This window comes from Halobacterium wangiae (assembly GCF_021249345.1).
Taxonomy (GTDB): Archaea; Halobacteriota; Halobacteria; order Halobacteriales; family Halobacteriaceae; genus Halobacterium; species Halobacterium wangiae.
Map to the genome: position 1 here is coordinate 2,829,066 of NZ_CP089588.1, position 23,949 is coordinate 2,853,014.

Annotated in this window: 24 protein-coding genes; 6 read left to right on the plus strand and 18 right to left on the minus strand. The window is 67.5% G+C overall.

Annotation, left to right across the window (positions count from 1 at the left end; all coding sequences use genetic code 11):
• Positions 1-37: 37 nt before the first annotated feature.
• From LT965_RS14940 to LT965_RS14950, 3 genes are all read right to left on the minus strand, one after another.
• Positions 38-805 carry an IclR family transcriptional regulator gene (locus LT965_RS14940; RefSeq protein ID WP_232701653.1) on the minus strand — a complete coding sequence of 256 codons (768 nt, stop codon included), beginning with the start codon at positions 803-805 and terminating at the stop codon, positions 38-40.
• Positions 806-875: 70 nt separating this feature from the next.
• Entirely contained in the window at positions 876-1,835 is a 960-nt protein-coding gene (locus LT965_RS14945; protein WP_232701654.1) for a VOC family protein, read from the minus strand.
• Positions 1,836-1,972: 137 nt separating this feature from the next.
• The gene (locus tag LT965_RS14950) at positions 1,973-2,938 is read right to left on the minus strand and encodes an amidohydrolase family protein (RefSeq protein WP_232701655.1); all 966 of its coding nucleotides are present in this window, start codon (positions 2,936-2,938) and stop codon (positions 1,973-1,975) included.
• Between the two features lie 156 nt (positions 2,939-3,094).
• Between LT965_RS14950 and LT965_RS14955 the strand changes: the two genes are divergently transcribed.
• Positions 3,095-6,136: an FAD-binding and (Fe-S)-binding domain-containing protein gene (locus LT965_RS14955; protein ID WP_232701656.1), complete on the plus strand. Its 3,042-nt coding sequence runs from the start codon at positions 3,095-3,097 to the stop codon at positions 6,134-6,136.
• Positions 6,137-6,150: 14 nt separating this feature from the next.
• On the opposite strand, the gene LT965_RS14960 is transcribed toward LT965_RS14955, so the two are convergent.
• Positions 6,151-6,705 (minus strand): helix-turn-helix domain-containing protein, encoded by a 555-nt coding sequence (locus LT965_RS14960; protein WP_232701657.1) that lies wholly within the window; start codon positions 6,703-6,705, stop codon positions 6,151-6,153.
• A 152-nt stretch (positions 6,706-6,857) separates the two neighbouring features.
• Between LT965_RS14960 and LT965_RS14965 the strand changes: the two genes are divergently transcribed.
• A complete protein-coding gene (locus tag LT965_RS14965) occupies positions 6,858-7,991 on the plus strand; it encodes a mandelate racemase/muconate lactonizing enzyme family protein (protein ID WP_232701658.1) in 1,134 nt (377 codons plus the stop codon).
• Positions 7,992-8,079: 88 nt separating this feature from the next.
• On the opposite strand, the gene LT965_RS14970 is transcribed toward LT965_RS14965, so the two are convergent.
• From LT965_RS14970 to LT965_RS15005, 8 genes are all read right to left on the minus strand, one after another.
• The gene (locus LT965_RS14970; protein ID WP_232701659.1) at positions 8,080-9,132 is read right to left on the minus strand and encodes a tyrosine-type recombinase/integrase; all 1,053 of its coding nucleotides are present in this window, start codon (positions 9,130-9,132) and stop codon (positions 8,080-8,082) included.
• Positions 9,129-9,506 carry a DUF5805 domain-containing protein gene (locus LT965_RS14975; protein ID WP_232701660.1) on the minus strand — a complete coding sequence of 126 codons (378 nt, stop codon included), beginning with the start codon at positions 9,504-9,506 and terminating at the stop codon, positions 9,129-9,131. Before LT965_RS14975 ends, LT965_RS14970 begins: the two co-directional genes overlap by 4 nt.
• Positions 9,507-9,610: 104 nt before the next feature.
• Positions 9,611-9,961, minus strand: a complete 351-nt coding sequence (locus LT965_RS14980) for a hypothetical protein (RefSeq protein WP_232701661.1) — start codon at positions 9,959-9,961, stop codon at positions 9,611-9,613.
• A gap of 500 nt (positions 9,962-10,461) precedes the next feature.
• Positions 10,462-11,502, minus strand: a complete 1,041-nt coding sequence (locus LT965_RS14985) for an ABC transporter ATP-binding protein (RefSeq protein ID WP_232701662.1) — start codon at positions 11,500-11,502, stop codon at positions 10,462-10,464.
• Between the two features lie 4 nt (positions 11,503-11,506).
• Positions 11,507-12,316: an ABC transporter permease gene (locus tag LT965_RS14990; RefSeq protein WP_232701663.1), complete on the minus strand. Its 810-nt coding sequence runs from the start codon at positions 12,314-12,316 to the stop codon at positions 11,507-11,509.
• Complete coding sequence (locus LT965_RS14995; RefSeq protein ID WP_232701664.1) at positions 12,291-13,193, minus strand: extracellular solute-binding protein; 903 nt, start codon at positions 13,191-13,193, stop codon at positions 12,291-12,293. Before LT965_RS14995 ends, LT965_RS14990 begins: the two co-directional genes overlap by 26 nt.
• Positions 13,194-13,276: 83 nt before the next feature.
• Complete coding sequence (locus LT965_RS15000; protein WP_232701665.1) at positions 13,277-14,155, minus strand: ABC transporter permease; 879 nt, start codon at positions 14,153-14,155, stop codon at positions 13,277-13,279.
• Positions 14,152-15,189: an ABC transporter ATP-binding protein gene (locus LT965_RS15005; RefSeq protein ID WP_232701666.1), complete on the minus strand. Its 1,038-nt coding sequence runs from the start codon at positions 15,187-15,189 to the stop codon at positions 14,152-14,154. The genes LT965_RS15000 and LT965_RS15005 overlap by 4 nt, the downstream gene beginning before the upstream one ends.
• 165 nt (positions 15,190-15,354) lie before the next feature.
• On the opposite strand from LT965_RS15005, the gene LT965_RS15010 reads away from it, so the two are divergent.
• Entirely contained in the window at positions 15,355-16,029 is a 675-nt protein-coding gene (locus LT965_RS15010; protein WP_232701667.1) for a DUF502 domain-containing protein, read from the plus strand.
• 24 nt (positions 16,030-16,053) lie between these two features.
• On the opposite strand, the gene LT965_RS15015 is transcribed toward LT965_RS15010, so the two are convergent.
• A complete protein-coding gene (locus LT965_RS15015) occupies positions 16,054-16,983 on the minus strand; it encodes an alpha/beta hydrolase (protein ID WP_232701668.1) in 930 nt (309 codons plus the stop codon).
• 69 nt (positions 16,984-17,052) lie between these two features.
• Here LT965_RS15015 and kynU point away from each other — a divergent pair, with 69 nt between their 5' ends.
• Complete coding sequence (kynU, locus tag LT965_RS15020) at positions 17,053-18,324, plus strand: kynureninase (RefSeq protein ID WP_232701669.1); 1,272 nt, start codon at positions 17,053-17,055, stop codon at positions 18,322-18,324.
• 6 nt (positions 18,325-18,330) lie between these two features.
• Here kynU and LT965_RS15025 read toward each other — a convergent pair whose 3' ends face one another.
• Both LT965_RS15025 and LT965_RS15030 read right to left on the minus strand, forming a co-directional pair.
• Complete coding sequence (locus LT965_RS15025) at positions 18,331-20,643, minus strand: PAS domain S-box protein (protein ID WP_232701670.1); 2,313 nt, start codon at positions 20,641-20,643, stop codon at positions 18,331-18,333.
• Positions 20,636-21,238 (minus strand): response regulator transcription factor, encoded by a 603-nt coding sequence (locus LT965_RS15030; RefSeq protein WP_232701671.1) that lies wholly within the window; start codon positions 21,236-21,238, stop codon positions 20,636-20,638. Before LT965_RS15030 ends, LT965_RS15025 begins: the two co-directional genes overlap by 8 nt.
• A 114-nt stretch (positions 21,239-21,352) precedes the next feature.
• Here LT965_RS15030 and LT965_RS15035 point away from each other — a divergent pair, with 114 nt between their 5' ends.
• On the plus strand, positions 21,353-22,048 hold the full coding sequence (locus LT965_RS15035; RefSeq protein ID WP_232701672.1) for a dolichyl-phosphate hexose transferase: 696 nt from the start codon (positions 21,353-21,355) through the stop codon (positions 22,046-22,048).
• Between the two features lie 52 nt (positions 22,049-22,100).
• Here LT965_RS15035 and LT965_RS15040 read toward each other — a convergent pair whose 3' ends face one another.
• The 3 genes from LT965_RS15040 to LT965_RS15050 all read right to left on the minus strand — a co-directional run bounded on the left by LT965_RS15040 (position 22,101) and on the right by LT965_RS15050 (position 23,376).
• Positions 22,101-22,313, minus strand: coding sequence for a hypothetical protein (locus LT965_RS15040; RefSeq protein WP_232701673.1), 213 nt, complete (start codon positions 22,311-22,313; stop codon positions 22,101-22,103).
• A 153-nt stretch (positions 22,314-22,466) separates the two neighbouring features.
• Positions 22,467-22,745 (minus strand): HalOD1 output domain-containing protein, encoded by a 279-nt coding sequence (locus tag LT965_RS15045; RefSeq protein WP_232701674.1) that lies wholly within the window; start codon positions 22,743-22,745, stop codon positions 22,467-22,469.
• Between the two features lie 154 nt (positions 22,746-22,899).
• Positions 22,900-23,376 (minus strand): Lrp/AsnC family transcriptional regulator, encoded by a 477-nt coding sequence (locus tag LT965_RS15050; RefSeq protein WP_232701675.1) that lies wholly within the window; start codon positions 23,374-23,376, stop codon positions 22,900-22,902.
• Between the two features lie 254 nt (positions 23,377-23,630).
• Here LT965_RS15050 and LT965_RS15055 point away from each other — a divergent pair, with 254 nt between their 5' ends.
• Positions 23,631-23,948: a hypothetical protein gene (locus tag LT965_RS15055; RefSeq protein ID WP_232701676.1), complete on the plus strand. Its 318-nt coding sequence runs from the start codon at positions 23,631-23,633 to the stop codon at positions 23,946-23,948.
• The last annotated feature ends 1 nt before the right edge of the window (position 23,949 follow it).

Sequence of the window (23,949 nt, forward strand, 5' to 3'; positions counted from 1 at the left end):
TTCGGAACGCAGCGGAGACCGCGGGAGCGGTACGCCCTCAGGCGTACGCGAGGTTCAGTTCCACGTCGTTCGTGGACGCGAACAGCTGGTCGATGATCTCGGTCTCGCAGCGCTCGCGGCTGACGCGGTGTGCCGGGCCGGCGACGGCGATCGACCCCCGGATCTCGTCCTCGTACAGCAGCGGCACCGAGATGGCGTGGATACCCTCGAGGTCCTCGCCGAGGTTCAGCGCGTACCCCTGCTCGCGGACGGTCTCCAGTTCCGCGGCGAGGTCCGCGCGGTCCGTGATGGTGTTCGCGGTGCGAGCCGGCAGGCCGTGGCGTTCCACGACGGCGTCGACCTCGGCGTCGTCGTAGTACGCGAGGATCGCCTTCCCGCCGGACGTGCAGTGCATGTACTCCCAGGTGCCGAGCAGCGCGTCGACGTTCACGTCGGTGCGGCCCGCGTGCCCGTAGAGGTACATCACGCGACCCTGCTCGGGCGCCAGCAACCACACCATCTCGCCGGTGATCTCCACCAGGTCGTCGACGACGGGGCGGGCCGCGCGGTAGACGTCGGCGCCGTTGCGGACCTCCTGGCCGTAGCTGAAGAACTCTAGCCCGAGGTGGTAGGTCCCGTCTCGTTTCACGACGAACCCGTGGTCGCGCATCGACGCGAGGTGGTTGTGGACGGTGCTCTTCGCCAGGTCGAGCTCCTCGGCGAGTTCCGTCACGCCCGCCCCGTCGGCGGCGCGCACGGCTCCGAGCACCGCGAACAGCGTCTCGTCCGACTTCACCCCCGTTCGCTTCCCGGGTCCGTTCGGCATACGTCGGTGTTCGGGCGGAACTACAAAACGTTTGACTACCGGAGCCGACAGCGGGGGTGCCCGTGGGTTCTCACTCCCAGCCAGTGTAAGGGGTGCCGGTCCACTCCGGCCCGCGACCGATCCACTGGTGGTCGGTCGCGCCGCCGATCTCGTCGGCGGTCCACTCGATGGTCTCCCAGTCCGGTTCGAAGTTGAGGTAGCCGGGACCGGCGAAGAACTCCACGCGGACGCCGCTGGCCGGGTCGGAGACGTAGAGGAAGTCGGCCTGCGTGATGGCGTGTCGGCCCGGACCGCCGTCGGGTGCGATGCCGTGTTCGGCGAGGATGTCGGCGGCCACCCAGAGATCCTGGAAGCTGTCGAGGTGGTAGGAGACGTGGTGGAACTCGGGGTCCGAGCCCGCCGGCTCCCGGTGGATGGCGATGTCGTGGGGGAGCGCGGTGACCGACAGCCACCACCCCCAGAGTTCGTCGTCCTCGCCGCGGAACTGCTCGTTCACCTGGAAGCCGAGGACGTCTCCGAGCCACGCGGCGTGCTCGGGCGAGACGTCGTCCTGGACGTGGCAGTGGTCGATGCGCCGGGGCGCGATGCGGTTGCACTCCCCCTCGCTATAGTTCCGGTTGTGGAGCTTCGAACGCTTCTCTGGCGGTGCCTGGGGTTTCTCGACGTCGTAGTAGAACTCGTACTGGTGGCCGAACTGTTCGACCCGGACAGCCTCGCCCTGACCGCGTTCCTCCCCGGCCGCGACCCTCGTGACGTCCAGGCCGTCGGCCTCGAAGCGCTCGCCGAGTTCGTCTACTGCCTCGGGACTCCTGGTGCGGAACGCGACGTGGTCGATGCCGGTTTCGCCCTCGGTCAGACTGAGGGTGTGGTGCTCCCAGTCCTGTGACCCCCGGAGGTAGGCGGTGTCGCCGACGCGCTCGGTCAGCTTGAAGCCCAGCACCTCCTCGAAGAACCACCGCGACTCGGCCAGGTCGGGCGTGTAGGCGGCGACGTGACCGAGTTTCGCGATCGGCGACTCCGGGGCGGTCATCGTCTCCCGCCCGCCGATACCGGTGGTGGCGTGCTCGCGATTCGCCCGCTCGTGGCGTGGACAGTGACGACCATGAGTACTGTGTACACCCCACAGAGTGTCCTGTCGGAACTTAAACTGTACCCCGAACCTGCGGCTTAGTCGAGGAGCCGCTGGAGGTTCCCGCCGAGGATGTCCTCGCGAGTAGCGTCGTCGACGCGCATCTCGTCGACGGCGTCGAGGCCAGACTCGATCCAGGCCTTCCCGCGGCCTGGACCGAACGGGTAGTCCGTCCCGAACACGACGTGGTCGCCGCCGAAGAAACTGTGCGCGCACTCGTGTGCGGGGACCGACCCGCTCACCGCGGTGTCGACGTGGAACTGACGGAAGTAGTCGCTCACCGGCTGGTCGAGCTCGGGCAGGTCGGTGTCCGCGTAGTTCTCCGGGTAGTCGAGTCGCGTCTGGTAGAACGAGTCGATGCGTCCGCCGTAGAACGGCACCATACCGCCGCCGTGGTGGGCGAGCAACTCGAAGTCGTACTCCGCGACGACGCCGCCGAACACCAGCCGCGAGAGCGCGAGCGTGGTGTCGAACGGCCACCCGAACAGACGGTGTTCCATGTACTCGCTCGCCCAATCGTACCACTCGAACAGCTGGGGGTGCATCCACAGCGGGACGTCGTGGGACTCCGCGCGCTCGAACAGCCCGTGGAACTGCGGCCGGTCGAGTGGCTCGCCCTCGACGTTCGAGAATATCTGGACGCCGGCCATGTCGAGGTCCTCGACACAGCGGTCGAACTCTTCGAGGAACGACTCGGAGGCCTTCGGGACTGTCCCGACGGGGACGAACCGGTCGGGGTGTCGGTCGGCCACGCGCCGGAGTTCGTCGTTTGCCAGCCGCGTCAACTCGAGGGCGGTGTCGTCGTCCATGCCGCGCCACAGCGGCGGGAGCGCGAGCGTCAACACCTGCTTGTCGACGCCGAACTCGTCCATGTGGTCGAGGCGGCGCTCGACGTTCCAGAGGAACGACGGGTCGCCGCTCAGCCCCTGGAAGTCGTACTCCGCGAGCAGCGTCTCGTAGAAGTCCTCCGTGAGGACGTGGGTGTACGCGTCGACGACGGTCATCGGTACGCAGGTCGCGGAGACGGCGTAAAAAAGTTGACCCGTACACTCCTCAGTCCCGCCGTTCGTCGGTGTGAGCGCTCGAAGGCTGGACACCGGCGAACGTTCGGCGCATCCGAAAGGCCAAGGAGCCTCCCCCACCTACCCCGGAACAAGCAGATGGCTTCTAACGAGTACGGTGGGCCCCGGGACGCAGACCGCCCGGCGGCGGACGACCGGTCGGACTACGACTACGTCGGCGAAGACGTCGAGCGACCGGAACTGGTCGCCGACCTGAGCGAGCGCGTGGACGGCGACGTCCGCTTCGACACGTACACGCGCGAGATGTACGCGACGGACGCGTCGGCCTACGAGGTGACACCCATCGGGGTGGTCTTCCCGACGGGCACCGACGACGTGGCGTCGGTCGTCTCCTACTGCGCCGAGCGAGAGATTCCCGTCCTGCCGCGCGGCGGCGGGACGAGTCTCGCCGGGCAGGCCGTCAACGAGGCCGTCGTCCTCGACTTCATGCGGTACATGAACGACGTCCTGGACGTCCGCCCCGACGACCAGCGGGCTCACGCGGAGGCGGGCGCCGTCCTCGAGGAACTCAACCAGTTGCTCGCGCCCCACGACCTGAAGTTCGCGCCGGACCCGGCCGCCGGCAACCGGAGCGCCGTCGGCGGCGCCATCGGGAACAACTCCACGGGCGCCCACTCCCTGAAGTACGGGAAGACCGACGCCTACGTCGAGGAGTGCGAGGTCGTGCTCGCGGACGGCACCGTGACGACGTTCGGGGAAATCGAGATCGAGACCCTCCGCGAGGAAGCGAACGCGGACGCCGAGGACCTCCTCCCGCGGATCTACGCGGGCGTCCTCGACATACTCGACGAGCACGCCGACGAGGTCGACGCCCGGTTCCCCGACCTGAAGCGCAACGTCTCCGGCTACAACCTGGACCGACTCGTCGAGGAGGCCGAGAGTGGCACCGTCAACCTCGCGCGGCTGCTCGCGGGCAGCGAGGGGACCCTCGCCATCGTCACGGAGGCCACCGTCTCGCTGGAACCCGTCCCGGAGACGAAGTCGGTGACGCTGCTGACCTACGAGAGCGTCGTCGACGCGGTCACGGACGTCCAGCACGTCCTCGAACACGAGCCCGCCGCGGTCGAACTCATCGACGACACGCTCATCGACCTCGCCAGCCAGACTGCCGAGTTCTCCAACGTCGTCGCCCTCCTCCCAGAGGAGACGCGGGCCGCGCTGCTCGTGGAGTTCTACGCCGCGGACGACGACGAGGGCCGCGAGAAGACCACCGACCTCGTCGCCGACCGCGTCCGCGACGACAGTGCCCAGGAGGACCGCTACGCGTTCGACGCACTGGAGGCCCACGACGACGCGGAGCGCGCGACCTACTGGAAACTCCGGAAGTCCGGACTCCCTATCCTGCTCGGCCGGACGAGCGACGCGAAGCACTTCTCGTTCATCGAGGACTGCGCCATCCCGCCGGAGCACCTCCCCGAGTTCGTCACACGATTCCACGAGATCCTTGACGACAACGACACGTTCGCGTCGTTCTACGCGCACGCCGGCCCCGGCGTCCTCCACGTGCGCCCGCTCGTGAACACGAAGACCGAACCCGGGCTCGCGGCGATGGAGGACATCGCCGACCGCGTCACCGACCTGGTCGTGGAGTTCGGCGGGAGCGTCTCCGGCGAGCACGGCGACGGCCGCGCGCGCACCCAGTGGAACCGAAAGCTGTACGGCGACGACCTCTGGCAGGCGTTCCGCGACCTCAAGACAGCCTTCGACCCGGAATGGCTGCTGAACCCGGGCCAGGTCTGTGGTGACGTCTCGATGACGGAGAACCTCCGCTTCGACCCCGAGTACGAGTTCGACCCGCACCTCGACCCGGACCTCAACTGGCAGAACGAGAACGGCTTCCAGGGGATGGTCGAACTCTGCCACGGCTGTGGCGGCTGTCGCACCAGCCAGGACACCGGCGGCGGCGTCATGTGCCCGACGTACCGGGCCTCCGAGGAGGAGATTACGTCCACGCGGGGGCGCGCGAACATGCTCCGCCAGTCGATGAGCGGCGACCTGCCCGACGACCCGACGGACGACGAGTTCGTCGACGAGGTGCTCGACCTCTGCATCGGCTGCAAGGGCTGTGCGCGAGACTGCCCGAGCGAGGTGGACATGGCGAAGCTGAAGGCCGAGGTCGTCCACGAGCACCACCAGCGCGAGGGCGCGAGCCTCCGCGACCGGCTGTTCGCAAACGTCGACACGCTCGCGAAACTCGGGAGCGCAACGGCACCGGTCGCGAACCGCCTCCCCGACCTCCCGGGCGCGCGTGCGGTCATGGAGAAGACGGTCGGCATCGCCCGCGAACGGTCGCTGCCGTCGTTCGAGCGCGAGACGCTCCAGGACTGGTTCGACGCACGTGGCGGCGCTCGCGTCCCAGCCAGCGAAGCGGAGCGCCGGGCGGTCCTCTTCCCGGACACGTACACGAACTACAGCCACCCCGAAATCGGAAAAGCAGCCGTCCAGGTGCTCGAGGCAGCCGGCGTCCACGTCGCGCTCGCGGACCGGACGGACAGCGGTCGTCCCGCCCACTCGAAGGGATTCCTCGACAAGGCGCGTAACACTGCCGCGGCGAACGTCGCTGACCTCGCCCCGGAGGTGCGCGAGGGCTGGGACGTGGTGCTCGTCGAGCCGTCCGACGCCGTGATGTTCCAGTCCGACTACCTCGACCTCCTCTCGGGCGACGCCACCGAGACGGTCGCAGCGAACACGTACGGCGTCTGCGAGTACCTCGATGCGTTCGCCCTGGACGGAGCCGTGACGTGGGACGCCCAGGAGGTGGCGCTGTCGTACCACGGTCACTGCCACCAGAAGGCGACGAAGAAGGACCACCACGCGGTCGGCGTGCTGCGCCGGGCGGGGTACGCCGTCGACCCCGTAGACTCGACGTGCTGCGGGATGGCCGGGAGCTTCGGCTACGAGGCCGAACACCACGCGATGAGCACGGCCATCGGCGACATCCTCGTCGACCAGCTCGACGACAGTCCCGGCGAACTCGCGGTCGCGCCGGGCGCGTCCTGTCGCACGCAACTAGAGGACATGCTCGACGAGGAGGCGCGGGACGCCAGCGGGCTCGTTCCGAGCGACAGAGAAAGTCCGCCGACGCCCGTCGAACTGCTCGCGGCCGCGCTCGCCGACTGACCGAGGAACTCGCGTCAGGCCGCGTCGCTCGCTTCGAGGTACGCCCGCCCCTCCGGCGTCTCGCGGAGCATCTCGTCGAACACCTCGGCGTCCGTCTGGAACTTGTGGACCTGGTGGAGGACGGTGTTGTGGAACCCGGAGATGAACTCGCCGAACTCCTTGAAGAACTCGTGGATCCAGCGCTGCATCCGGTCGTTGGTGCGGAACTGGGTGATGAACTGCCAGTGGTACTCCGAGTCGGCGTTGAAGAACATCAACACGTGGGGGTCGTCCCGGAGCGCCCAGTAGCAGTCCTCCCACTGGTCGGCGAAGTTCGGGTAATAGAATGAGACCCGGAAGAGGAAGTGGTTGAAGATGCTTTGGTCGGGGATGACGGTCTCGCGGTAGAGGCCGTCCTCGGCCATCTCGCGGAGGATCTCGCTGATGCGGTTGTGGGAGAGTTCGATGCCGTACTCGGCGTCGAGTACCTCGCTCAGTTCCCGCGTGGACGCGGTCGGGTTCGCGACGCGAGCCTTCAGGATGACGATGTTCCTGGGGGAGACGACGTCGTCGGGCCCGTACGATGACATGGCTGAGAGTCCGTGGAGAACCGCTAAATTCCTACTGGTTGTGACAGCGAGCTCCGTGCGGGCCAGCGCTCGACAAGTCCGGGGACGCCACAATCCACCCCCGCCGTCTCTCTGGGAGCAATCTTCATCACGCCATCTCCCGGACGTACACCATGGAGATATCGAACGTAGAGACGTTCGCGCTACGCCGGGAGCTCGACGACCGGTTCGCCAACGCCCAGAAGTGGCGCGACAGCCGGGAGTACTGTCTCGTCCGACTCACGACCGCCGACGGCACGGAGGGGTGGGGCGAGTGCTGGGGGCCAGTCGCCGGCAACCGCGAGATCGTCGAGGAGTTCGTCGCACCGTGGCTCGAGGGCCGGGACGCCCGGAACGTCGAGCAGATCCACGACAACCTCCGGTGGAAGCTCCGTACCAGCTTCCACACGTTCGCGCCGGTTGGCGTCGTCAGCGCCGTCGACATGGCGCTGTGGGACATCCGCGGGAAGGCTCGGGGCGAGTCCATTGCTCAGCTCCTCGGCGGCCGCCGCCGCGAGGACGTCCGGGCGTACGCGACGGGGCACTTCTTCCGGGACGTCGACGACTTCGACCGACAGTGCGACCTGCTCGCGGCGGAGGCTCGCGGCCACGTGGAGGCCGGCTTCGACGCGCTCAAGATGAAAGTCGGCCTGGCCCACCAGTTCCCGTGGGGGCCGGACGAGGACGTCGAACTCGTTCGTACGGTGCGGGAGGCCGTCGGGGACGAGGTGACGGTGATGGTCGACGCCAACTGGGCGTACGACGTCGCGACCGCCCGTCGAGTGGGGAGAGCGCTCGAGGAACTGGACGTCTACTTCTTCGAGGAGCCAGTCCAGCCACAGCAACTCGACGCCTACTCGCGTCTCAACGACGCGCTCGACCTGGCGGTCGCGGGTGGAGAGTGCTGGGCGTTCGCCGACGAGTTCGAACGCGTACTCGACGCTGGCGCGGTGGACTACGTGCAACCCGACGTGACGAGTGCCGGCGGTGTCACCTCGATGCGCCGAATCGCCAGCTCCGCCTGGGATGCTGGCCTCCAGTGTCACCCACACGTGTTCGGGACTGGTGTCGCAATCGCCGCGAGCCTGCAGGTTCTCGCGACGATTCCCGGCCGACCGCTCCTCGAGTTCGACCGGACGCCGAACCCGATTCGCGACGAGCTAATCACCGAACAGATCACGAACGACGAGGACACGGTACCGATCCCGGACCGGCCGGGCCTGGGCATCACGATCGACGAGGCCGTCCTCGACAGGTTCAGCGCCTGAACCACGGGTTATCAAGATTGATTCTCGGCCAATCAGCAATGGCCAGATTGGTATAGCAGGATATGGTTTACGAGTTCGTCAGGCGACGCTACGACAGGGAGTAAATATTGGCGAGATATACTTTCCGGACTCTGTCGCCCCAGTTGTGAGTGTACGTGTCGATGATGTCGTCGGCGACGTCCCCCCGGAGGTACTTCACGACCCCACGGTCGCCGGTTCTGTCCCGGAGGTGCGTGGTGAAGAAGTGCCGAAAGTAGTGGGGCGTGACGTTCTCCGCGGCGTCGCCACCCGTACGGTACCAGCCCGCTGCCTCGGCGTGTCGACGTACCATCGAGCGCACCATCTCGGGCGTCAGGCGCTCTCCCCAGGCGTCTCGCGTGCTCACGAACAGCGGCTCAGCCTCGGACGGGGAATCGGGTCGGATCGCCAGCCAACGGACGAGAACGGTCTTCAGCTCCCCGTCGACGGGCACGAGCGTCGCTCGCTTGCGCTTGTTCGACGCCGTCCGTTCTTCGCCGTTGACCGTCTCTCCGCGGCTCATCCTCGGATCGACGAACAGCGTGTCGGGCCGGCCGTCGAGTTGGCCCCGGGTTCCGAGGTCGTAGGCGTCCTCGACCGCTGGCGCGGCGAGCGAGACGTCCCGAACGTCGAGATTGCAGAGTTCGCCCACCCGGAGCCCGGTCTTCAGCAGCGCCACCACGACGGCGCGCTCCAGCGGGTGGGTGACGTCGCCGACGAACTCCCGCATTCGCTCGACGGAGACCTCGCGACGGGTCGGGTCGGTGTCGATGGCTTCGTCCATCTCCTGCATCACGAGCGCCATCGGATTGGCGTCGAAGGTCCCGACCTGGGTCATGTAGCTGTAGAAGCGGTTGAGGTACGAGGCGTACGTCGCGACGGTGCTCTCGGCGTGCTGGCCGCGGAGTTCGTGCACCCAGGCGAGGCAGTCCCGGCGGTCCGCGTCCGCGGCTGTCGTCTCGAACTCCGCGAGGAACGTCTCGAACGCCCGGAGGACGCGTCCGTAGGCTTCACGCGTCCGTTCGGACTTCCCGTGGTAGGCCATGTCCTCGAGGAAATACTCGATCGGGTCGTCGGTGTCGGGTTCGCCACGGTCGGCGACTGCAGTCGCGTCGCCGCTCATCTGTCACCCTGGAGGACGAAGCCGTCGCGGCGCGGGTCGAAGCGGATCTCGCCCGCGTCCGACAGCGACTGCACCGCCTCGTCCAGTCGATCCTCGAAATCTCCGGAGAGCTCCTCGACGAGTTGGCCCCACGACACGACACCCTCCGCCGAGAGTGTCGAGAGGACCCTGTCTTCGAGGCCCTGGCCCCCAGGGGTAGCGTCCTCAGAACCACCTTCCTCGCGGTCGGCCAGGAACCCTCTTCTCCCGGCCTGCACCATCGACCGCAGGAACTCGCTCTGGGACATGTCTAGCTGTTCTGCGTGCTCGGCCCACGCCTCCTTCTGGTCGGGCGGCACGTAGGTCTTCACTACTGCTCGGTCGTCACCGGCCATGCACCACCGATTCGAGGCCGACTCCTTCAATGTTCCCCTCAGCGTGGATAAAGACCCTTATCCAGAAACGAAGCACGAGTATGTCGGGAAACCAGGAGCTAGATTCAATGATAATAAGGCTTCGAGGGGCTCCCAAGGATGATAAAATACCACCCACGGCAGTACTGCAGCCATTGATAACTATCCTCGGCAAGTTCCTCAGTTCGAGAGGGTGCACCTCGGTCGATTTGGAAACACCAGTAGAACGCCCCCTCACTCTGCGCCCCGAGAAGACCGCTGCCATTTCCGCGACCTGGGGAGAACACCGCCTCTGATTCATCGGCGGTAATCGGCCAGGGAATCGTGAGGGCTGAACTCACGCTCACGTGGTACGAGTGACTGGCGTTGCTCTCCCGGCCCGAGTTGTGTTCCTCGGCCCTCTCCTTGTTCAGCAGAACGAGGAGCTGCTCGAACACCGATCAGTCTGAGTGTCGTTTCACCAGGAGTGATCTCCGGAATTTCCTCGAGAACACCGACGTATCTCCCCAAGCCGGAGTCCAGTCGCCGTTCGAGGGCTCGTAGTGGGCTGGCCGACATTCAACCAGCGGAAGGGGGCGGCCCTCCTCGCCGCCCCCCCAGGGTGAGCGACTTCAGCGGCGGTGGATCGAGGCCATGTACTGCGCCGGGTGATACCGAATGGATGCTGTCCATCGACTGGCTCGTTCCACTCACCTCGCTGTGGCTGTCGGGGCTGTCGAATTGCTCTCGTCGACCGACTCGAAATACGGGATTTCCGTGATTCTCGAAATCTGAAATCGCGACTTCGAGGAGACTCCCTGTTCGAACACCGACTCGTAAACCATATACTGCAATACAAAGCGACGGGGGTGGATTCCCCCTCGTTCGAGTGGGAACCCAGCACTCGACTCGCTCCGAGAACCGAATCCTCGAAACCCAGCGTGCGGGTAGCCAGCCGTTACTCGTTCAGCACGTGAATCGCGTCCGGGGGAATCGAGACGTGTACTGGCGAACCAGGGTCGACGGGCAACTGTTCGACAGTCGCGGGCTGGACCTTCGCGACGACCGAGAGATCCGTCCCGTCGACGTCCACGAGGACTCGGTGTTCGTCTCCCTCGTTCAGGTGACGGCGAACTGTTCCCGTAAGTGCGGATTCATCCGCAGCGTCGATGGAGCTGCCGCTGAGTTGGACACGTGACGGGCGGACGCAGACTGTGACGGAGTTCCCGACGGAACGGTCGGCGCGCGCCCGGAGGATCTGGTCGCCGACGCCGAGGGTGATCGAATCGCCGTCCTGCTCGACGACGGTGGCGTCGAAGACGTTCTCGCTCCCCGTGAACCGGGCGACGAACTCGGTGTCCGGTCGGTCGAGGACGGTCTGCGGTGGGCCGACCTGCTCGACGGTCCCGTCCCGGAGCACTGCGATTCGGTCGCCGAGCACCGTGGCCGCGCGCTGATCGTGGGTCACGTAGATCGTCGGGATCTCCAGCGACCCGAAGAGGTCGTGCAGTTCGTCGCGGAGGCGACGTCGGATCGGCGTGTCGAGGCTGGACAGCGGTTCGTCGAGTAACAGCAGGTCGGGGTCCGCTGCGAGCGTCCGGGCCAGTGCGACGCGCCGGCGTTCGCCACCCGAGAGAGCGGACGGACGCCGGTCGAGCACGTTGTCGATCTCGAGAGTCGCGGCGAGGTCGGCCACGCGGTCAGGGCTCGTCGCCGCGTACGCGACGTTCTCCCGGGCGGTCATGTGCGGGAACAGCGCGCCGTCCTGGAACACCAGTCCGACCCGGCGTGCCTCCAGCGGCCGCCCGACGAGCGACCGGCCGTCCAGCGAGATGTCGCCCGCGTCCGGGGCGACGATGCCGGCAATCGTCGAGAGCAGCGTCGTCTTCCCACTCCCCGATGGACCCAGCACCGAGAGTACCTCCGCGCCGACCGAGAGGTCGACGGGGCCGAAGTCGAAGTCGCCGTAGGTTTTCGTGAGTCCAGTCAGGTCGAGCATCGGGTCACTCCAGGGGGTTGGTTCCGAGGCGGTCGAGGACGACGAGCGTTCCGACGGCGATGCCGACGAGAATCACCGCGACGGGGAACGCGTTCTCCAGGCCGAGCGTCGTGAACGACACCCAGATCTGGACCGGCATCGTCCGCGGGTAGTACGCGAGCATGATGGTCGCGCCGAACTCGCCCAACGCCCGGGCGAACGCCAGGGTGACGCCGGCGAGAATCCCCGGCCACGCGAGCGGGAGCGTGACGCGACGGAACGTGGTGAGCCTGTGCTTGCCGAGCGAGCGCGAGGCGTGTTCGAGGCTGCGGTCGACGCTCTCGATAGCTGCCTTCGCGGTGACGACGACGAACGGTGACGCGACGAACGTCTGGGCGAGGACGACGCCGGCTAGTGAGCGAGTCAGCGGGAACCCGCTGGCGGAGACTGCGCCACCGAGCAGCGTGTTCGGTCCGACGACGGTCAACAGCACCATGCCGCTGACGACCGGTGGTAACACCAGCGGGAGGACGACGACGGCGGTGACGACCGTCGGTAACCGACCGTCCGTGCGGGCGAGCCAGTAGGCCAGCGGCAGTCCGAACACCGTCGAGAGCACCGTACTCACGGTGGCGCCGAGCAGCGACGTCCGGGCTGCGGAGAGCACCTCGGGGCTGCCCACACGAGCGAGCACTGTGCCGGGTGGTTGACTCGCGACCAGCGCCAGCAGCGGGAGGAGGTAGAAGCAGAGCAACACCGCTCCCAGGAGGAACGCGACCGACAGCCAGTCGAGTCGCCCGGCGACGGACTCAGTGCGTGACTCGCTCGGGAACATTGCCTGTGTAGCGTGGGTAGTCCGTGGGCACCACGAAGCCGTACTCTCTGAGGTACTGTCCTGTCGTCTGCTCTGCGAAGACGTCGAGTACCGCGGGCGACTCGTCGCGAACGGTCGACGCGTAACTGATGGGTGCGCCGGAGACGACGTTCCCGCCCGGCAGTTCGTACGACACAGACGCGTACCGGTCGGCGAACTCGGGCGTGCTCAGGTCGATCTCCGGGGGCAACTCGACGTAGTCGTAGCCCCGGTCGACGGCCATGCTCCGGTAGGTGACGGCCGCGTCGACGGACCCCGTCTCGAACTGGCTGACGAGTTGCGTCTCCGGGTACACCTGCTCGCGTCGGGGGATCTCCGCGCGGAGCTCCGCCGTCGTCCCGTAGTACTCCGCGGCGAGTTCGAGCACGAACAGTGTGCGGTAGCCGAGCGGGTCGAGGTCCGGGTCGGTCCGACCGAGCGAGACGTCGCCGTCGAGCAGCGGCCGGTACCAGCCGTCGACGCCCGCGTCGGCGATGTGCTGCCCGCCGTCGGTGTCCTGGTTGTACGCGACGACGACGGAGTTCGTCGCGAACTCGGCGTACCACTCAGGGTCCATCGGTGAGTCGAACAGCGCGACGTCGGCCACCGACACGACGTCGGGGTCCTTCTGCGCCTCGGCGACGAGGCGAGCGACCTCCGCGGAGCCCCGCGCCTCGACCTGCAGGGTCGCGTCGACGGCCGGCCGGAGCCCGTTCTCGAGGGCGTTGTTGAGGCTCCCGGCAGCGAGCAGCGACACTGTCGGACTGCGGTCACCGGCGAGCGCCGAACAGCCACCGAGCGAACCGACTCCGGCAGCGAGTCCAGCGAGGAACGTTCGCCGGCCGGGGGTTCGCGTCATGGTAGTAGACACAGACGGTTTACGTATAGGCGTAACGCAAGCAGATCTGGTTACACGGAACGCCCGGGCGCGAGCGCAAACCGTCAGCGGACGTCGGAACTCGACGCCCGCGACAACAACACGACGGCGATCGCCCCCAGAACGAGGTCGAGTGCCACCAGTACGGCTACGCCTGGAATCACACCGTCGAGCGTACCACCGAAGGCCGTGACCTCGACGACCGTCATCACGTCCTGGTCGAGCATCAGCGACCGCGCGGCGTCGACGCCGTAGGTGACGGGGTTGACGCTGGCGAACGTCTGAACCCACCCCGGGAGCGAGTCCAGGGGGAGGAACGCACTCGAGAGGAACAGGAGCGGGAACTGCAGGAGGTTCGCCCCGATGATCGTCGACTCCTGGTCGCGGGTGAGGACGGCCAGGGAGTTCGACAGCGCGAGGAACCACAGGGAGAAGAGGATGCCGACGGCGACGATGGCGACGGCGCCGACCGCTCCGGTGACGATCTCCGCGCCGAGGAGGACGCCGAGGCCGAGGATGATCGCGATCTGGACGGCGATGCGGAACACCTCCGCGGCCGTCTTCCCGACGAAGACGGCGGTGCGGTTCATCGGCGAGACGAGCACCTTCTCGAACATCCCGTTCTCGATGTCGTTGACGAGACCGATGCCCGAGGTGATGGCTGCCGCGAGCGCGACCTGGATCGTGATCGCGGGGACGAGGTACGTCTCGTAGTTGATGCCGGGGATGCCGCGGTTGACGGCCGCGCCCGCGACGTTGCCGAACACCTCGGTGAACAGCACGAGGAAGATGATGGGCTGGACGAGCGACACCACGAGGACGAACGGGTTGCGGACGGCCTTGAGGTTCCAGCGCTTGAAGTTCACCCAGACGTCCCCGAAGAAGGAGTTCCCGGAGCGGACGACGTCGTGGTCGGCGCCCTCCTCGCGGGTCGGCGTGTTCATCGGCTCTCCTCCTCCGTCTCGACGTCCAGTTCCTCGCCCGTGATGGCCAGGAAGACGTCGTCGAGGGTTGGCGCGCGGATGTTGAACCCGGTCACGGTCAGCCCCGCGTCGCGGAGCGCGACGAGCAGGTCAGTCCCGTGTTGCCGTGCGGTCTCGGCGGTGACGCTGATGCCGTCCTCGCTCTCCGAGACGGACGCGTCGTCGAACGCGTCGAACTCGCGGGCGATGGCCGCGGCACGGTGGCGGGCGTCGCCGTCACCCTCCAGTTCGACGTCCAGCACCTCGCCGCCCACCTCGCGCTTGAGGTCGGCGGGACTCCCCTCCGCGACGATGTTGCCGTCGAGGATGACCGAGAGACGGTCACAGAGCTGGTCGGCCTCCTCGAGGTACTGGGTGGTGAGGAAGATGGTGGTGCCGCGGTCGTTGATGCGGCGGAAGTACTCCCAGAGACGGTTCCGGGCCTTCGGGTCGAGGCCGGTGGTCGGTTCGTCGAGGAACACGAGCGGTGGCCGGTGGACGAGCGCGGTGGCCGCGTCGAGGCGTTTCTTCATCCCGCCGGAGAACTCCTCGGCGCGCTTGTCGGCGACGTCCGCGAGACCGACCAGTTCGAGGAGTTCGTCGATGCGCGTCTGGCGGTCGCCCCGGGGGACCCCGTAGGCCTCGCACGCGAACCGGATGTTCTCCTCGGCCGTGAGTTCGGGGTCGATGCTCGTCTCCTGGGCCATGTAGCCGATGGACTGCCGGACCTTCCGCGGGTCGGTGCGGACGTCGAAGCCGTTGACGCGGACGTCGCCGGCAGTCGGAGAGAGCAGCGTCGCGAGCACCTTGATGGTCGTCGTCTTGCCCGCGCCGTTCGGCCCCAGGAAGCCGAAGAACTCCCCCTCCGGGACGGTCATGTCGACGTTGCGGACGGCTTCCGTGCCGTCGGCGTACGTCAGCTGCAACCCCTCGACGTCGACGGCGGAGACTCTCGGGCGGGTGTCGGTGTTCGCCGATCCGTGTTCGGCCACCGACTCGGACTCTGACGTGGGCATACTGCTACTACAGGAGCGGGCTGTAAAGACGTTCAGCTCCGAACGGTCGAGCAGCCGCTGGACGCTGGAGACCCAGTCCGCCCTCGGTGGACCTGTCAACGAACACCGGAGATTGGGGGTTCGAGCTTCCCTAGGCTTATTCGCCTTCCCCTCCCCGTGAACCGTATGCGAATCAAGACATCGCTGAAGAGCAACTTCACCGCGGGCCTCGTGCTGGTGGGGCCACTCGTGGTGACGCTCGTCATCCTGCGAACTCTAATGGGGTGGCTCGGCGGCCTACTCGACCCCATCGTCGACGGGACACGGCTCGCCACACAGACCGGTGACAGCACGATACTCGCCCAGTTGCTCGCGCTCGCCATCATCGCCGCGCTGGTGACGGTGCTCGGCTTCCTCGCCCAGCAGTCTGTCGGCAAACACATCTTCGGGCGGACCGGCCGCCTCGTCGCCTTCCTCCCGGTTTTCCGGACCATCTACGGGAGCGTCCGCGGGATGGCCTCTTCGGTCGTGAACAGGAGTTCGGACTTCGAGTCCGTGGTGTACGTCGAGTACCCCCGTGACGGCGTCTACCGGCTCGGGCTGAAGACCGGCGACAGCCCCGACGACCTGGCGGAACTCGCGGGCGAGGACGCGCACAACGTCTTCTTCCCGGGGAGCCCGAACCCGACGCAGGGCTCGCTGATACTGGTGCCGGACAGCCGCGTCCACGACTCCGAGTTGAGCGTCAGGGCCGCCATCCGCCTGCTGATGACCACGGGGATGGACCAGTCCGACTCCGTCATCGAACTCGACGACGACGAAGTGGTGCTGCCGGGCGACCGCCCGGAGTCCGCGGACTGAGACGGCCCTCTACGTTCTCTGCTGTCACTGCAGTTCGTTCCGGAGTCGCGCCGCGAGCCGGTCCAGCGCGTCGTCCGCAGTCGCGACGTCGTCGGTGAGGCTGAGGAACCCGTGGGCCATGGACGGGTAGTGCCAGTGCTCGACGGGCGTGCCGTCGGCGTCGAGGGCGTCAGCGTACGCGCGGCCTTCGTCGCGGAGCGGGTCGTGGCCCGCCGTGACGACGGTGACGGGCGGGAGATCGCCGTGGTCGGCCGCGCGCAGGACGCTGGCGTACGGGTTCGCGGCGGTGACCGGACTCCGACAGTACTGCCCCCAGAACCACTCGACGTCCGCCCGGGTGAGCAGCGGCCCGTCGCCGTGCTCGCGGTACGACACGCGGTTCGTGGTCCGGTCGGTCATGGGGTAGAGCAGCGCCTGGTGGGCGAGACCGGGGCCGCCGAACTCGCGGGCGCGCAGGGTGACAGCGGCCGCGAGGTTCCCGCCCGCGCTCGTCCCGGCGACTGCGACGCGGTCGGGGTCGGCGCCGAACGCGCTCGCGTTCTCGACGGTCCACTCGAGTGCGGCGTAGGCGTCGTCGAGGCCCGCGGGGAACGGGTGTTCCGGCGCGAGGCGGTAGTCGACGCTCACGACGACGCAGTCCGCGCGGGCCGCGACTTCCCGACAGACGCCACCGATGGAGTCCAGCGTCCCGAGCGTCCACCCGCCGCCGTGGTAGAAGACGACGACGGGCGCGGGTCGTTCGGGGTCGTCGTGGTAGACGCGGACGGGCACCGCTCCTGCGGGACCGTCGAACGCCAGGTCGCGGACGAACGCGACCTCTCGCGGGTCGTCGGCCGTGAACACCTCGTCCTCTACGCGCCGGGCTGCCGGGACGGAGAGTTCGGACCACTCCGGGACGCCGGCGGCCCGGACGCGGTCGACGACGGCGGCGAGTTCCGGGTCGAGTTCGGTCACGGACGTCCATCTCGCTCCGGGGACGTGAACGTTCGGAACGTTCTCGGCGCTGGCGTCACACGTGGGGGTATGGACGAGTTCGACGCGTCGCAGTCCGCCGCCCGGATGCGGGACGCCGAATCCTCGCTGACGGGACTCCGCGAGCGGTTCTCCACGCCAGCAGACGCAGTGTACATGGACGGGAACAGTCTCGGCGTCCACGGCGAGGACGCCGCGGCGGCCCTCGAACGCGCCGTCGAGCAGTGGCGCGAACTCGGCATCGAGGCGTGGACGGCGGCCGACCCGCCGTGGTTCGACTACGGCGAGCGACTCGGCGACCGACTCGCGGACGTCGTCGGTGCAAAACCCGCCGAGTGCGTCGCGGCGAACTCCACGACCGTGAACATCCACACACTCGTCGGGACGTTCCTTGACGCCGCCGACGGCGAACGCGTCGTCGTCAACGAACTCGACTTCCCAACCGACCACTACGCCATCCGCGCCCAGTTGCGCGCACGCGGCATTGACCCCGCGGAGGGCCTCGTGGTCGTCGAGAGCGAGGACGGGCATACGATCGAGACGGACGCGATCGCGGCGGCCGTCGACGACGACACCGCCGTCGTGTTCATGCCCTCCGTGCTCTACCGGAGCGGACAGCTGTTCGACCTCGAAGCCATCACCGAAATCGCCCACGAGCACGACGCGTTCGCGGGGTTCGACCTCGCGCACTCCGTCGGCGTCGTCCCCCACGACCTCCACTTCGACGAAGTGGACTTCGCGGTGTGGTGTAGCTACAAGTACCTCAACGCCGGCCCGGGAGCAATCGGCGGCCTCTACGTCCACGAGAACCACTTCGACCTCGACCCCGCGCTCCCCGGCTGGTGGGGTCACGACTCGGCGACGCAGTTCGAGTTGCGCCCCGAGTTCACGCCAGCGGCGGACGCCAGCGCCTACCAGATCGGCACCGTCCCGGTGTTCTCGGCGGCGCCGCTGTTCGGCACGCTCGACGTCGTCGAGGCCGCGGGCATCGACGAACTCCGCCGGCACTCGGTGGCGCTCACGCGGTACCTGATCAGCCTCGTCGACGAACGCCTCCCCGAGTGCACCGTGGGCACGCCCCGGGAGGCCGAGCGACGCGGCGGCCACGTCGCGATCGAACACCCCGAGGCGGGGGCGCTCAGCCGCGCGCTCCGGGACCGCGGTGTGGTCGTCGACTACCGCCCGCCGGACGTCGTCCGGGTCGCGCCGTCGCCGTACTACGTCGGGTACGAGGACGTCTGGCGAGCGGTCGAGGGACTCCGAGTGGTGCTCGACGAGGACGCCCACCTCGACTACGCAGACGAGTCCGAGTCGGTCACGTGACCCCGGTCAGGTCGACGTCGAATCGGTGCCCGCGAACTCGAAGCGCGCACCGCCATCGGCGCCCTCGGTGACCGACACCGACCAGCCGTGGGCCTCGGCGATGCCCTTCACGATTGCGAGTCCGAAGCCGGTGCCGTCCTCGCTGTGTGTCTCCCCGGACCTGAAGACCGCGTCGCGGTGTTCCGGCGGGATGCCGGGACCGTCGTCCTCGACGAAGAACTCGTCCCCGTTCGAGCCGACCGTCACCGTGACCCCCGGACCGCCGTGCTCAACTGCGTTCCCGAAGAGGTTCTCCAGCAGCGACCCGAACCGCGAGGGGTCCGCGAGGAGCGTCGCGTCGTCGCTCACCGCCAGCGTGGCACCGTCGGTCTCCACGTTCCGCCACGCCTGCTCGGCAGCGTCTGACAGCGACACCTCGACCGTCTCGTCGAGGCTACGGCCCTGTCTGGCGAGCGTGAGGACGCTCTCGATGATGTCGTGCATCCGTTCGAGCGCCGTGTCCGCGCGCTCGAAGTGTTCATCGTCGCCGGTCTCCTCGGCGAGTTCGACGTAGCCGCGCGCGACGTTCAGCGGGTTCCGGAGGTCGTGGCTCACGATGCCTGCGAACTCCTCCAGGCGGTCGTTCTGGCGTTTCAGTTCGCGCTCCCGTTCCTTGCGGTCGGTGATGTCGGTGTACATCGCGTAGCCGTGGACGTTCGGCTTGTCCAGACGGAACGGCACCACGTCGAGGAGGAAGTCCCGCAGGCCGTCCGCGGCGATGCGACGGACCTCGGCGTTCACGTTCTGTCCCTCCTTGAGCTTCTGGTTGTACACCTCGGCCTCGGTGCGAGACTCCGGCGGGACGATGTAGTCGTCGATCTTCTCGTCGGCGAGTTCGGCCTCGCCGTAGCCGAACACGCGCTCGAAGGCGGGGTTGATCGACTGGATGATCGGTTCCCCGTCCTCGACGACGAAGCTCGCGGTCGGACTCGGGATGTTCTCGAACAGCGCCGCGAGTCGGTTGCGCTCGCGGCGGAGTTCCGCCTCGCGGTCGTGGAGCATCTGCACGCGGTCCGCGCGGTCGAGTGCGGCCTCGCCGTTCGCCGCCAGCACGCGCAGCAGGTCGCAGTCGGTGCGGTTCAGCGTCTCTCGCTCGCTCGCGCCTACGAGCACCACGCCGTACTCACCGAGCGGGTGGATTATCTCCTCCTCAATGAGCGTCGACGGGTTGTGGACGTCCGGGTGGTCGGGGACGTTGTCGAACTTCTCGGGCTCGCCGTCCTCGTACACCCGCCACGCGAGGCTCTTCCCGGCCTCGAGCACCGGCGGTTCGTCGGCGCCGACAGTCCCCGAGACCGCTGCTGGCTGCAGTGCGTCGCGGTCCGCCGAGCGGAAGAACACGCCGACGTACGGCAGTCCGAGCAGTTCCTTCGCGGCCTCGACGATTACCGACGCGATCTCCTCGGGCGTCTCCCCCACGAGCATCCGCCTGGTGGCGTCGTGGAGGCCCGTCAGCGTCTGTTCCCGGTGATGCTGGTCGGTCACGTCGCTGACCACCGCGAACGCGTCGGCGCCCGTCCGCTGGTCGAAGGGTTTGACTCTGACCTCGAGAATCCGGTCGTCGTCGGCGTCGGCGAGCGTCGTCTCGACGGTCACGTCCTCCTCCGAGGGGACGAGTCGGGCGTCGTCCGCGGCGAGCAGGTCGGCCAGGGACCGTTCGCGGAGCTCCGCCTCGCTCGCGCCGAAGATAGTCTCTGCGGACTCGTTGGCGTGCTCGATGGTGGCCGGTTCGTCGTGGTGGGTGTCGTAGAGGACGAGTGCGTCGTCGGCCTGCTCGAACAGCGTCCGGAAGCGTTCCTCGCTGTCGCGGACGTCCCGCTGGGAGCGGATCCGCTGGACCGCCTGGAACGCGTGGGACGCCAGTAACTCGGCGAGTTCGAGGTCGTCCTCGTCCAGGCTGTCGGGTTCGTCCATGCCCGCCTGGAAGATGCCGACGTCGCCGATCGGAACGGTGACGACCGACCGTGGGGAGTCCTCGGGGGCGTCCTCGACGCGCGGGTCGTCCTCGACGTCCGGGACGACTTCGGCCTCCCCGGTCTGGAAGGTCTGGCCCGCGAGCCCCTCGTCGGCGGCGATTCCGGTCACGCTCGGCCGGCGACCGCTCCACGTGCGGACAGAGAGCACGCCGTCCCGCTCGGTCTCCACGACGGCCGACGAGAAGTCGAAGATGGCCGCTGCGGCGTCCGCCATCGCCTCGTACACCGTCTCGACGCTGTCTGCGCCGGCGACCTCGGTGGCGTACGCGAGGAGTTCGCTGCGGTGGTCGCTGGGCTCAGTCATCGTCAGTCTCGTCCGAGAGGCGCCTGAACAGGACCTCGTAGTCCTCGCTGTCGAAGTCCGCGACCACGTCGTCGAGTTCGTCGCGCAGCGCGTCGAGCCTGGACCGTAGCTCCCGGAACTCCTCGGACTCCGTGACGCTGGGGTCCTCGGAGTCCACCAGTAGCGCGTGCTTGCGGGCGGTCGAGAAGTAGCGCTGGACGGTGCCGTTGTACGTCGAGCGGCGGAGCAGACGGACCACCGTCGCGCGGAGGGTTTCGCGGTCGACGGGCTTGCGGAGGTAGTCGTCGAACCCGAGGTCGATGATGTCGAGTTCGGGTTCGACGGCGGTGACCATCGCGACCCGGCAGTCGAGGTCGCGCTCGCGGATGGTCTCGAGGACGTGGTCACCCGAGAAGTCGGGCATCTGCCGGTCGAGCAACACGGCGTCGACGCCTTCGTCGAGGGCCTCGACGGCTTCCTCGCCGTTGTACGCCGTTCTGACGGTGTAACTGTCGCGGAGCCAGATCGCATAGAGGTCGGCGAGCCCCTCCTCGTCGTCGACGACGAGAACGGTGGCGTCCTCGTCGTCCGTGTTCCGCGTGTCAGCGTCGCTCATATTTGCGGTGTCCCGCGGTCTGACCAACAATTGGTGCCGACGTATTTATCACTTGTTGCGCACGCAGGGTCGTTTTGGCAAGCCTAAAATAACCGCGTGGCGTAGCCTCCGACGATGAGCGACACGGACGCCCCCTACACGCTCGACGACGTCACCGTCGTGATGGGGACGTACAACGAGGAGGCAGCCATCGACGCCGTCCTCTCGGACATCGAGACGGTCACGGACGGCCGGGCGAGCGTCGTCTGCGTGGACGGGTCGAGCGACCGGACGCCGGCAATCGCCAGGGAACACGGCGCCCACGTCGTCGAACAGGAACCCCGGGGGTACGGTGTCGCCGTCCGCGCCGCACTGCTCGCGGCGGACACCCCCGTCGTCGTCACCACCGACTGCGACGACACCTACCCGATGGAGCGCATCCCGGCGTTCCTCGACTACGTCAACGAGGGGTACGACGTGGTCAGCGGCGACCGACTCTACTGGGGTGCCGAGGAGATGCCGCCGTTCAACCGCCTCGGGAACGCCGCGTTCGCCGCACTCGCGTCGCTGCTCGTCGGCGAGCGCGTCCACGACACGACGACGGGAATGCGCGCGTACCGCCGCGAGGTGATCGAGACCATCGAGTGGACGCAGAACACGGGGCTCTCGGCGGAACTGCTGCTCCGCCCCCTCTGTCGCGGCTACGACGTACTGGAGGTCCCCATCGAGTACGACGAGCGGCTCGGCGAGACGAAACTCGACCCGCTGGAGGGCGGCGCGGAGATCCTCGGCTCCATCCTGAAAGTCTGCGCCGAAGAACGTCTGTTCTGAGTGGCTGCCTGGACGTGCGCGCCGGCCGAGCGTCGGTGTCGTGGAGGACTCGCTACTCGTCGGGCGCTCCCAGAGCGATTCCGCACCTGAGGGCGGGTTCGCACTCCCGGTGGACCGTCTCCCTGCCGGTCACCCCGTTGAGTGGCTCCCCACACACCACGCAGGTGGCGTCTGGCTCCGTCTCCCCCTCGGAGTTCGTCTGTTCGTCGCTGTGTACGGTACCACCCGCTCGTTCCCCGTCGACAGGGTCAGTCTGTGATGACATCGGAGCTCTCCCGCCCTGTTAACCACTACTTACCAGACGTCCCTTCGTTATATCCCGGATAACACCCCGAGTCGAAAGTGCGGCTGCTCCGCCCCATCCGTCGATTCCGGGCGACTGGCCTCGATGTCGACTACGCGTGGAGCGTCCGGACGCTCACTGCTCTCCGGCGTCGACCGCACGGCGAGAACGAGACTGTTCGTCGGCTACGGTCACGTTGCCGTCGCTGTCGACGGTCACGTGGTAGTCACAGTACGCGAACTTCACGGTGAGGCTGTCGCCGGGAGCGTCGAGGAGTGCGGTCAGTGCGTCCGGGTCCAGTACGTCGTACAGCGGCGGGAGTCTGGTCGGTTCGACGTGTTCGCGTTTCGCGACTTCTAGGACGATTTCGTGGACAGGGTGGGAAGTAGTCTGCTCGATGCTACTGCGTTCCATTACTAGAGAGAGGGGTTGCGTCGTAGATAAGCTTGACAGAAAGTTGCTTGCCGACTGTTCAGGATTCAAAGTGGAACTGCGGAATCCCGCAACCCCCGGGTTGCGCGAACCCGCAAACGACCCGGTCGTCTTGAGGTCCGGCCGTCGCTCACGGTCACTCCTCGGACACGTCGCTCCCGAAGTGGTCGAACGGCTGGACGTGCACGTTCTTGACGAACCGCTGGGTCTGGACGGCGAGGCCGAGCGCCTCGAGGTTGGCGGCGATCCGCGTGATGTCGTCGCCGTCGCCGGCCACGGCCTCGACGACCAGGTTTTCCGTCCCGGCGTGGATCTCCTCGACCTCCACGACGCCGTCGATTCCGAGGGCCTCCTCGACGAGTCCCGCTCGATCGCCGATTGACACGGTGCAGACCAACTGGACCCGGAGCTGGAAACCCGCCGCGTCGTAGTCGATGTCGGGCTGGTAGCCGTTGATGACGCCGTCGTCCTCCAGTCGCTCGATCCGGTTGCGGACGGTGTTCGGCGCGACGCCGACCGCCTCCGCGATGACGGAGGCAGTGTTGTTCCTGGCGTCGGCCTGGAGCATGTGGAGGATCCCCCTGTCGACGTCGTCGAGTTCGGGCGGCTCCATACGCCGACTACCGGGACGCGACGGAAGGTCGTTGTTACCAGTCTGCTCGGTCTGGTCGTCGGTAAATCGCACCTATCGCGGCTGTGTCCGGAGCACCCACGTCGTCTTCCAGTCGACGCCCCGCCCAGGCGACGCTCCAGAAGTCGGGCGCCATTGGAGGAGCCGACGAGATACAGCGGTTAGACCCACGATTCGGGGTGTGACGTCACCGATTTCACCAGATAGTACTTGGGTACTGACCGCGTAGCGTATCCATGATAAAGACTACCGAAGAGCACGACGCGCAGGAGGGCCGCGAACTCGGCGTGGAGCAGGCCCTCGTCGTGGTCGACAGAGTCCTCGGCGACGCGACGCCCCTCGTGTGGAAGGCAGCGATCTTCTACACGCTGTGGATCGGGCTGGCGTACACGGCGATGACGAACGCGGCGGGCACCGCAGCTGTCCAGCTCTCGGCGATCGCGTACTGGTTCGGCTGGCTGTTCCTCGCGATGACCATCGTCGTCGGGGTGTTCGTCGCGGTCACCAGCTGGCTCGACCGGCGGCGGATCGTCGGTCACCAAAACACGTACTGAC